Here is a 7,796-nt window from a genome sequence, read left to right as displayed (position 1 = left end):
GCCTCAGAATCCGTCCGGGTTCCAGGCGGCGAGCGGGGTGCGCAGCAGCAGGTCGGCAGCGGCCGCCGCGCCGGGGCGCGACTCGGTGACCAGACCGGCCGCGGCCAGCCGCGGCACCGTCTCGCCGCCCAGGTAGAGCGAGCCCAGTGCCGAGGCGCCGAGCGCGAGGTCGGCGTCGTCGGTGGTCCGGGTGCAGCGGCCGGTGCCGTCCTCGGCCACCTCCAGCGCCCAACGGCCCGAGGCGTAGCCCAGCTTGTCGTCGACCTCCAGCACCACCCGCCCGGGGGCGCCGTACGTCCGGGCGTTGAACGCGGCCTCGACGTCCAGCACCCGCAGCCAGGTGAAGTCGGCGTTCTCGACGTACGGGGTGGCCGCACGCGGGTCCTGGAGCAGCAGCGGCAGCGGGTCGTCCGGGCCGAGGTTCTCCACCACGACCTTGCGCACCCAGTCGACGGCGAGGAGGAAGCGCCACAGCTCGGCGGTGGTCGCGCCGTCCAACGCCAGGAAGTCCTCGACGGTGAGCGTGCAGTTGGGATAGCTGCCGTCCCACTTGTCGTCGACCCGGTAGACCGCCAGGCCGGTGACCACGCCGTCGGCGTCCCGGTGGACGACCGCGAACGGCTCCTTGAAGTCGAAGCCCGGCACCTGGACCTCACCGGTGCTGCGCTGCCACCACAGCTCGTCGCGGTCGATCGCGCCCGGCTGGGTGCGCCGCCACCGCTCGTGCAGGTCCGCGCCGAGTTCGCGCAGCTCGGCCATGGTCACGAAGTCGATCCGGCCGCCGGGGACGACCGGCAGGCCGTCCCGCAGGCCGCGGGTGCGGTACAGGTCGACGTTCCAGCCGTGGCCGCGGGTGGCCGGGCCGAAGCCGAACCGGCCGTAGATGTTGTACTCGGCGGCGATCAGGATGGCGACCGGCGTGCCGCTCCCGGCGGCGGTCGCGAGGTTGCGCCGCATCATCGTGCCGAGCAGGCCGCGTCGGCGGTGGGTGGCGCTCACGGTGACGTTGGTGATGGCGTCGGCGGTGACGACGGCCCCGCCCGGAACGGTCAACTCGGCGTCGAAGCTCCGGAAGGTGGCGATCTGGCGGTCGCCGTCGAAGCCGGCCAGCATCCGGCCCGGCTCCCACTGCCGACGGCGCAGATCCGCCGCGCTGCCCACGTGCGGGCGCAGGAAGCCGAGGGCGAGCGCGCGGTCCCAGGCCTCCACCTCGTCCTCGGAAACCGCCCGGATCCGAAGTCCGTTCACGGTGTCAACGGCCGTGTGATCGATGCTGTTGCCCATGCGGCCACCGTACGGCGGCCCCCCTGGGGGCGGCATCCGATTTATTCCGTGCCCGACCCGGTGTGCTCGCCCGGCACCACCACCCAGTGGTTGGTGCGCAGGAGGCGGTCCGAGAAGTCCAGGTCCCGCTCGCCGAGCAACCGGAAGCCGAGCGCCCGGCAGATCCCGTTGGACGGTCCGTTGGTGGTCCCCGGGTTGGCGTGCACCTCGCCCCAGCGGCCGTCCTCGGCGGCGGCGTCCAGCACCAGGCGCACGGCCGCCTTGGCGAGGCCTCGGCCCTGGTACTCGGGCAGCACCATCCAGCCGATCTCGGAGACGGTCGCGCCGTCCTCCTGGTCCGACCAGAGCGTGACGGTGCCCGCCGCCTCGCCGTCCTCGGCGCCGTCCGGCACGATCATCCTGATCCAGGAGCTGTCCGCGGCCACCTCGGCCAGGTCCTTGCGCAGCCGCGCCTCCACCCGCTCCCGGGGCAGCGGCCCGCCCAGTTCGGCCATCATCACCGGATCGCAGCGCATCCGGACGTACGCCTCGGCGTCCCCCGCCCGGACATCCCGCAGTCGCATGACTCCTCCTCAGCACCGGTCCGAGCCGCCACGCTAACGCGGCCCCCCGACACTGGCGCCCGGGTGGCCCGGGCTGGCATCCTCGTGCCGGTTCAGGTACGGACGATCCGCTTTTCTGGGGGAGCCATGGAGGACGAGTACTTCCGCCGGTTGAAGGAGTACGAGGGCCGGTCGCTGACGACGAAGGCCGCCGGCGGGCTGACCGTCGCCGGCTGGCTCTGGGCGCTCTGGCTGGTCTTCCTCCCGGGCAACGGACTCTGCGGCTCCCCGGCCTTCTACGAGCCGACCGGCTTCCACATGGCGGAGGCCTGCGACTCCGAGATGATCGGCCGGATCGGCAGCGCGCTCGCCGTCTTCCTCGTGTCGCTCCCGTTCGGCGCCGCCTGGGGCTGGTCCGTCGTGCGACTGCGCGACAGCCGCAAGGCCCTGGCCGCCCTCGCCGGCCGGTAGCCGACGGGGCGGCGCCGGAGCGCCCCCGGCTTCCCCAGCCCTAGGGACGGGCGTAGAAGTCCGGGGTGCCCATGATCCAGAGGCTGGCCTGTTTGATCGGCACGCCGGCCCGCGGGGCCTCGATCATCTGGTCGTCGCCGATGTAGAGGCCGACGTGGTGGATGTCGGCGGCACGCCCGGTGTCGGTCCAGAAGACCAGGTCTCCGGGGCGCAGTTGGCGGTAGCCGATCGGGGTGCTCTGGGCGTACTGGTCGGCGGCGAAGTGGTTGAGCCGTCGGCCGCCCTCGCGCCACGCCATCATGGTCAGCCCGGAGCAGTCGTAGCCGCCGGGGCCCTCGCCGCCCCAGACGTAGGGCAGGCCGATCTTGGACTTGGCGAAGGCGATGGCGGCGGCCGCGCCCTCGGCGGACCACGGGCGGGCGGCGTGCGGCGCGGCCTCCGCTTTCCCGGCGGCCTGCTCGGCGGCGGCGCGGGCGGCGGTCTCGGCCTCGCGGTCAGCGGTCGCCTCCCGGGCCTCCCGGCGTCGGCGCTCCAGCTCGACGGTGGTGTTCCGGGCTGCGGCCAGCTCGGCGAGCAGCTGCTCGCGGCGCTGCTCGGCGGCGGCCACCTCGTCCTGCTGGGCGGCCAGCCTCTGCTCCGCCCGCGCCTTGGCCGCGCCGACCTCGGCGGCGGCCTTCCCCGCGGCCTCGGTGGCGGCCCGGGCGGCGGCGGAGGCGCTGCGGGCGGCGGCGGCCGTGGAGGTGGCGGCGTCCAGGATCTGCCGGGTGCGCTCGCTGACCTGGCCGACCGCGGCGGCGCGGTCGCCCGCCTCGCGCGGGCCGTGGGCACCGAGCAGGGCGTTGAGGGCGGACAGTTCGGCACCCGCGCCCTGCCGGTACGTCTCGGCCGCGAGCCGGGCCGCGTCCTCTGCGGCGGCCGCCCGATCGGTCTCGGCGGCGGCGGCGCGCTGCGCGGCGGCGTCCTCCTCGGCGCGGGCCCGGGTGAGGGCGAGCTGGGCGCCGTTGTAGGCCTCGACGGCCTGTTCGACGGCGTGCCCGGCCCGGTCCAGCTCGGCCCGGGCGGCGGTGAGCGCGGACTCCAGGGCGGCGGCCGAGGAGGCCTTGTCCTCGGCGTCGGCCCGGGCCCGGCCGATCTCCCCGGTGGTCGGGTACGGCGCCTGTCTCCCGGCCCGGCCGGCCGCCGGTCCGCCGGCGAGCGGCCTGCCGGTCACCGGGGTGGCCTGGACGGCGGGGAGCAGCCCGAGCAGGGCGGTGAGGGACAACAGGAGGGTCGGCAGGATCCTGCGCGCCACGCGACATCCCTTCTGACGGGTCCGGAGGGGACGGCGTCGGACAGCGCACGGCGTACGGGCAGACGGCGGCCCAGGGGCGCCGGGAAGTCCGACGAATCATCCCATCACGTGACAGAACGGTCACATGGCGCTCATGTTCTCAATTCCGGCGGCCTTCACGCCCGGAAAGCACTCCGCAAGTCGGGTGACTATCGGATGATCCGACTACACCTCGACTCCGACGGGGCGCATGAGGAGCAGGTCGGCGAGGCAGGCGGGAAGCGAGCGCGCAGAGGCGGACTACCGGCTGATCCGGCGGGTGTGCGTCCGCAGCCGGTGACGCCGCTCGGGCCGGCTCTCCAGTCCGGTCGGACCGGCGGCGATGGCCCGACTGCGCCCGGCCCGGACGGTCCGGCGGCGCTGCTGCGCCAGGCGGGAGCGGACCGGACCGGCCTCGGTCGGCCCTGACGCCGGGCCCGCCGCGCCCGGCGCCTTCCCCTCCGCCCCGGCGGCCGCCGAGCGGCGGTCGGCCAGCCGGGCCTGACGGCGGGCCAGCGCCCGGGCCGCGTGCGCGTCGAGGTGGGCGGTGGCTCGGGCGGCCATCCGCTCGGCCACCCGGTGCGCGGCCGGGTGGTTGACGGGCACCTTGTCGGGCGCCCCGGCAATCAGGTCGAAGAGCCAGGTGCGGGCGCGGTCCGCACGCCGGTGCAGCAGGCGCTCGCGCCGCAGCGCACGTGCCCGGCGACGCGGGCGCGCGGCGTATCGCCAGCGGGCCCACGGGCTGCTCGGGCGGGCCAGCCGGACCGCCCCGATCCAGGACAGGCCGGGGACCATGATCCCGAGCAGTCCGGTCCACACCTTGCCCTTGAACAGGGTGATCACCGAGGCCAGCGCGTTCACCGAGATGATCGTGATCAGGCCCCACCTCGTCTCCTCGCCGGGCACCACGCCGAGCGGCACGTACCCGACCAGCAGCAGGGAGGTGAACAGGATGCCGAAGATCACCGCGTCCACCGACTTGCGGCCCTGTTCGCTCCAGTACACGTCGTCCAGGTGCAGGATCAGCGCGAACTCGTCCAGCACCAGGCCGCAGCCGATGCCGAAGGCCAGCCCGAACCAGTTGATCCACGGGTGCCCGCCGTAGGTGGCGAACACCCCGATGCCGCCGAGCAACAGGAAGCCCAGGCCGAACACCATGTGGTGGATGTGCAGCCCGCCGGGGGTCACGTTGCCCGGCCACCAGCGCACCTTGGCGCGGATCATCCGGACGCTGAACCGGATGAAGACGAAGGAGACGATGAATCCGACCAGCAGCAGGAACAGCGGTTGCTTGTGCGCGGCGACGATGTGGTCGCGGTAGCCGTCCAGCAGTGTCGTCATGGGTCTTACCTTCGTTCCTGGTCCTGCGTCCTGCCTGCCGCAACGTGGCCCGGGGCACACATCGGCCCCAACACCGGGCCGACGCCCGGTCAGAACCCTCGAGTTCGCTTGGCCGCCCGGCGCGGCACGGCCGGGTAGAGCGACGGGCGCTCGGCGCCGACCGGCAGCTTCATGAACAGGCGGGCGATCTCCCCACCCAGGTTCACCCCGATCGCCAGCGCCATCGCGATCGCCGCCGCCCGGAAGACCGACACCAGGCCGGCGCTGGAGTGCCCCTGGGCGAAGGCGAGCATCCCGAGGTAGAGCGCCGAACCGGGCATCAGCGGGCCGATCGCGGCGGTCACGTACGGCAGCGCCGAACCGTTGCGGTAGCGCGCCATCAGCTGGCCGAAGAGGCCGACCAGCCCGGCCGCCACGCCGGTCGCCGCGATCGGGTTGACACCCGCGTTGTACACCAGCGCGCCGTAGCTGGCCCAGCCGATGCCGCTGTTGACGGTGACCAGGGCCAGCGTGCGGCGGTCGGTCTGGAGCAGCGTCGCGAAGGCCAGGGTCAGCACCATCGCGGCGACCATCTGGACCGGCGGGTAGCTGACGCCCGCCAGGCTCTCGTCCGGGCGCAGGTTCGCCTCGAAGCCGACCCCCAGGTAGAGGATCACCATCACCCCGATCACGATGCCCGCGACCAGGTAGATCACTTCCAGCAGTCGGGCCGCGGCGGTGATGTAGAAGCCGGTCAGACCGTCCTGCACGGCGGCGACCAGGGCGCGCCCGGGCAGCAGGGCGAACAGGCCACCGGTGATCACGACCGAGCCGCGCAGGCCCCAGTCGTTGAACGAGAGGATGATGCCGGAGGCGGCGGCCGGCATCGCGGCCGCCACGAACTGGTAGAACTCCGGCAGCCGGCGCCGGGCCAGCGCGGAGGCCAGCCGGTCGCCGAGGACGGCCGCGACGAAGGCGCTCGCGAACACCAGCCAGGCCTTGTCGTCCAGCCGCCCACCGACCAGGAAGGTCGCCGCGCCGGCCAGCAGGCCGGTGGTCAGGGCGAGGAACCAGGCCGGGTACGGGTGCCGGTTGCGGCGGATCACCGCGAGCCGGCGGTAGGCGTCGTTGACCGTCACCTTCTCCGCGGTGATGTCCGCGACCAGCTCGTACACCGCGTCGAGCCGGGTGTAGTCGGAGGTGCGGCGGCGCACCACGCGGTCGGCGGTGACCGGCGGCTCGACCAGCGAGGGCTGGTACGAGATGCCGATCAGGGTGAAGGTGACCTGCGGCTCGCAGCGGTCCAGCCGGTAGGCGTGCGCGATGCCGAGCATCGCCGCCTCGACGTCCTCGGCGGCCTCACCGCTGGCCAGCAGCAGCTCGCCGATGCGCAGCGTCAGGTCGAGGATGCGCGGGACGTTGCGGGTGGCGGCCGCGGAGGGGTGCAGTTCGCGGGCGGTGCGCTCGAAGGCGGGCCGCTCCGACATCGGGGTGCGCAGCAGGGTGCGCATCCGGTCCGGCCAGGGCGCCTCGCCCGGGGCCCCGGCGGTCAGGTCCGGGACCGGGATGCCGGTGGGCGGGGTGTAGCCGGCCGCCCGCCACTCCTCGGGGGTGAGGGTGTCCTCGGCGACCGAACGGCGGCGGACCGGACGCTCGGCCTCGGGGCGGCCGGTCGCGGGGCGGCCCGCGGCCGGCAGCGGCTCGGGTGTCGGCTCGGGGGCCAGCAGGCCCTTGGTCTCCGGGACGGGCGGGGCGAGCGGGACGACGGTGGTGGGCTCGACCGGCGGGGCGGGGTGGCCGAGCAGGCCCTCGGTGGGCGGGGCCTCGGCGGGGTGCACCGGCTTCGGGGGTGCCTGCCGCGCCTGTCGGACTGCCCGGCCCCCCCTCGCCCGCTTGCCCGCACCCGGTCGGCCCCGCTTAGGCACTTCCGCTCCTTGCCACCCCTGGTGGCCGCCGGCCACCGTTCGATCTCGGGTTACACCTTGCCTGATCGAACAGCCTGACGCACATGTACGCGGCGTCGCGTGGCCGGAGCGGCGGACGCCTACCCGGCGCGGTGGTGGTCGGCGGGGGCTGCGCCGGAGCGGCGGGCCCGCAGCAGCTCGATCGCCACCGGGATCACCGAGACCAGCACGATGCCGACCAGGATGGCCTCGATGTTGTCCCGGACGAACGGGATCTGCCCCAGGAAGTAGCCGAGCACGGTGACGCCGCCGCCCCACAGCACGCCGCCGACCAGGTTGAACACCACGAAGCCGCGGTAGTTCATCCTGCTCACCCCGGCGACGATCGGGGTGAAGGTGCGCACGATCGGCACGAAGCGGGCCAGCACGATCGCCTTGGGCCCGTGCCGGTCGAAGAAGGCGGCGGCCTTCTCGACGTTCTCCTGCTTGAAGACCCGGGAGTCGGGCCGGCGGAAGAGGCTCGGGCCGACCTTGCGGCCGAAGAGGTAGCCGACCTGGTCCCCGGCCACCGCGGCAACCACGATCAGCGCGCAGACCAGCCAGAGCGGCTGGTGCAGGTAGGTGCCGCCGGCCACCAGCAGGCCGGTGGTGAACAGCAGCGAGTCACCCGGCAGGAAGAAGCCGATCAGCAGGCCGGACTCGGCGAAGACGATGGCCAGGATGCCGATCAGGCCGAAGGTGGAGATCAGGGTGGTCGGATCGAGCCAGGACGGGCCGAGGGCGAGGCTGGTCACGGTGCGGGCACTCCGGGGGTCTGGTCTTGGCAATGAAACAGTAAAGCATTGACAAAGACTCGGTTCGGAGCCGGAAGGTTCCCGACCGGGAGTGCGGACGGCCCCGGAACGCGCGGGGCCCAAAGGCATGCCCGCCCGGAACGCCGTCGGCCCCGGCGGGGCGGCCCTGGAG

7 protein-coding genes are annotated in these 7,796 nt (G+C 74.0%); 1 reads left to right on the top strand and 6 read right to left on the bottom strand.

The window, feature by feature from the left end:
* Window positions 1-3 precede the first annotated feature (3 nt).
* Both ACFU7Y_RS35525 and ACFU7Y_RS35520 read right to left on the bottom strand, forming a co-directional pair.
* Window positions 4-1,284, bottom strand: coding sequence for a GNAT family N-acetyltransferase (locus ACFU7Y_RS35525; protein WP_380770831.1), 1,281 nt, complete (start codon window positions 1,282-1,284; stop codon window positions 4-6).
* A gap of 41 nt (window positions 1,285-1,325) precedes the next feature.
* Window positions 1,326-1,847, bottom strand: a complete 522-nt coding sequence (locus ACFU7Y_RS35520) for a GNAT family N-acetyltransferase (protein WP_224283419.1) — start codon at window positions 1,845-1,847, stop codon at window positions 1,326-1,328.
* 126 nt (window positions 1,848-1,973) lie between these two features.
* Here ACFU7Y_RS35520 and ACFU7Y_RS35515 point away from each other — a divergent pair, with 126 nt between their 5' ends.
* Window positions 1,974-2,297, top strand: a complete 324-nt coding sequence (locus tag ACFU7Y_RS35515) for a hypothetical protein (RefSeq protein WP_224283418.1) — start codon at window positions 1,974-1,976, stop codon at window positions 2,295-2,297.
* 40 nt (window positions 2,298-2,337) lie between these two features.
* Here the strand turns inward: ACFU7Y_RS35515 and ACFU7Y_RS35510 are convergent, their stop codons facing one another.
* The 4 genes from ACFU7Y_RS35510 to ACFU7Y_RS35495 all read right to left on the bottom strand — a co-directional run bounded on the left by ACFU7Y_RS35510 (window position 2,338) and on the right by ACFU7Y_RS35495 (window position 7,624).
* Entirely contained in the window at window positions 2,338-3,588 is a 1,251-nt protein-coding gene (locus tag ACFU7Y_RS35510; protein WP_380770830.1) for a C40 family peptidase, read from the bottom strand.
* Window positions 3,589-3,867: 279 nt separating this feature from the next.
* Window positions 3,868-4,947, bottom strand: a complete 1,080-nt coding sequence (locus tag ACFU7Y_RS35505) for a hypothetical protein (protein ID WP_380770829.1) — start codon at window positions 4,945-4,947, stop codon at window positions 3,868-3,870.
* A gap of 89 nt (window positions 4,948-5,036) precedes the next feature.
* Entirely contained in the window at window positions 5,037-6,764 is a 1,728-nt protein-coding gene (locus ACFU7Y_RS35500; protein WP_380770828.1) for a threonine/serine exporter family protein, read from the bottom strand.
* A 206-nt stretch (window positions 6,765-6,970) separates the two neighbouring features.
* Window positions 6,971-7,624, bottom strand: a complete 654-nt coding sequence (locus tag ACFU7Y_RS35495) for a DedA family protein (RefSeq protein WP_380770827.1) — start codon at window positions 7,622-7,624, stop codon at window positions 6,971-6,973.
* Window positions 7,625-7,796 lie beyond the last annotated feature (172 nt).

Origin of the sequence: Kitasatospora sp. NPDC057542, assembly GCF_042801945.1 — a bacterium.
Classification (GTDB): Bacteria; Actinomycetota; Actinomycetes; order Streptomycetales; family Streptomycetaceae; genus Kitasatospora.
The sequence above is the reverse complement of the archived record's forward strand: the minus strand, read 5'-3'. Positions and strand labels throughout refer to the sequence as shown.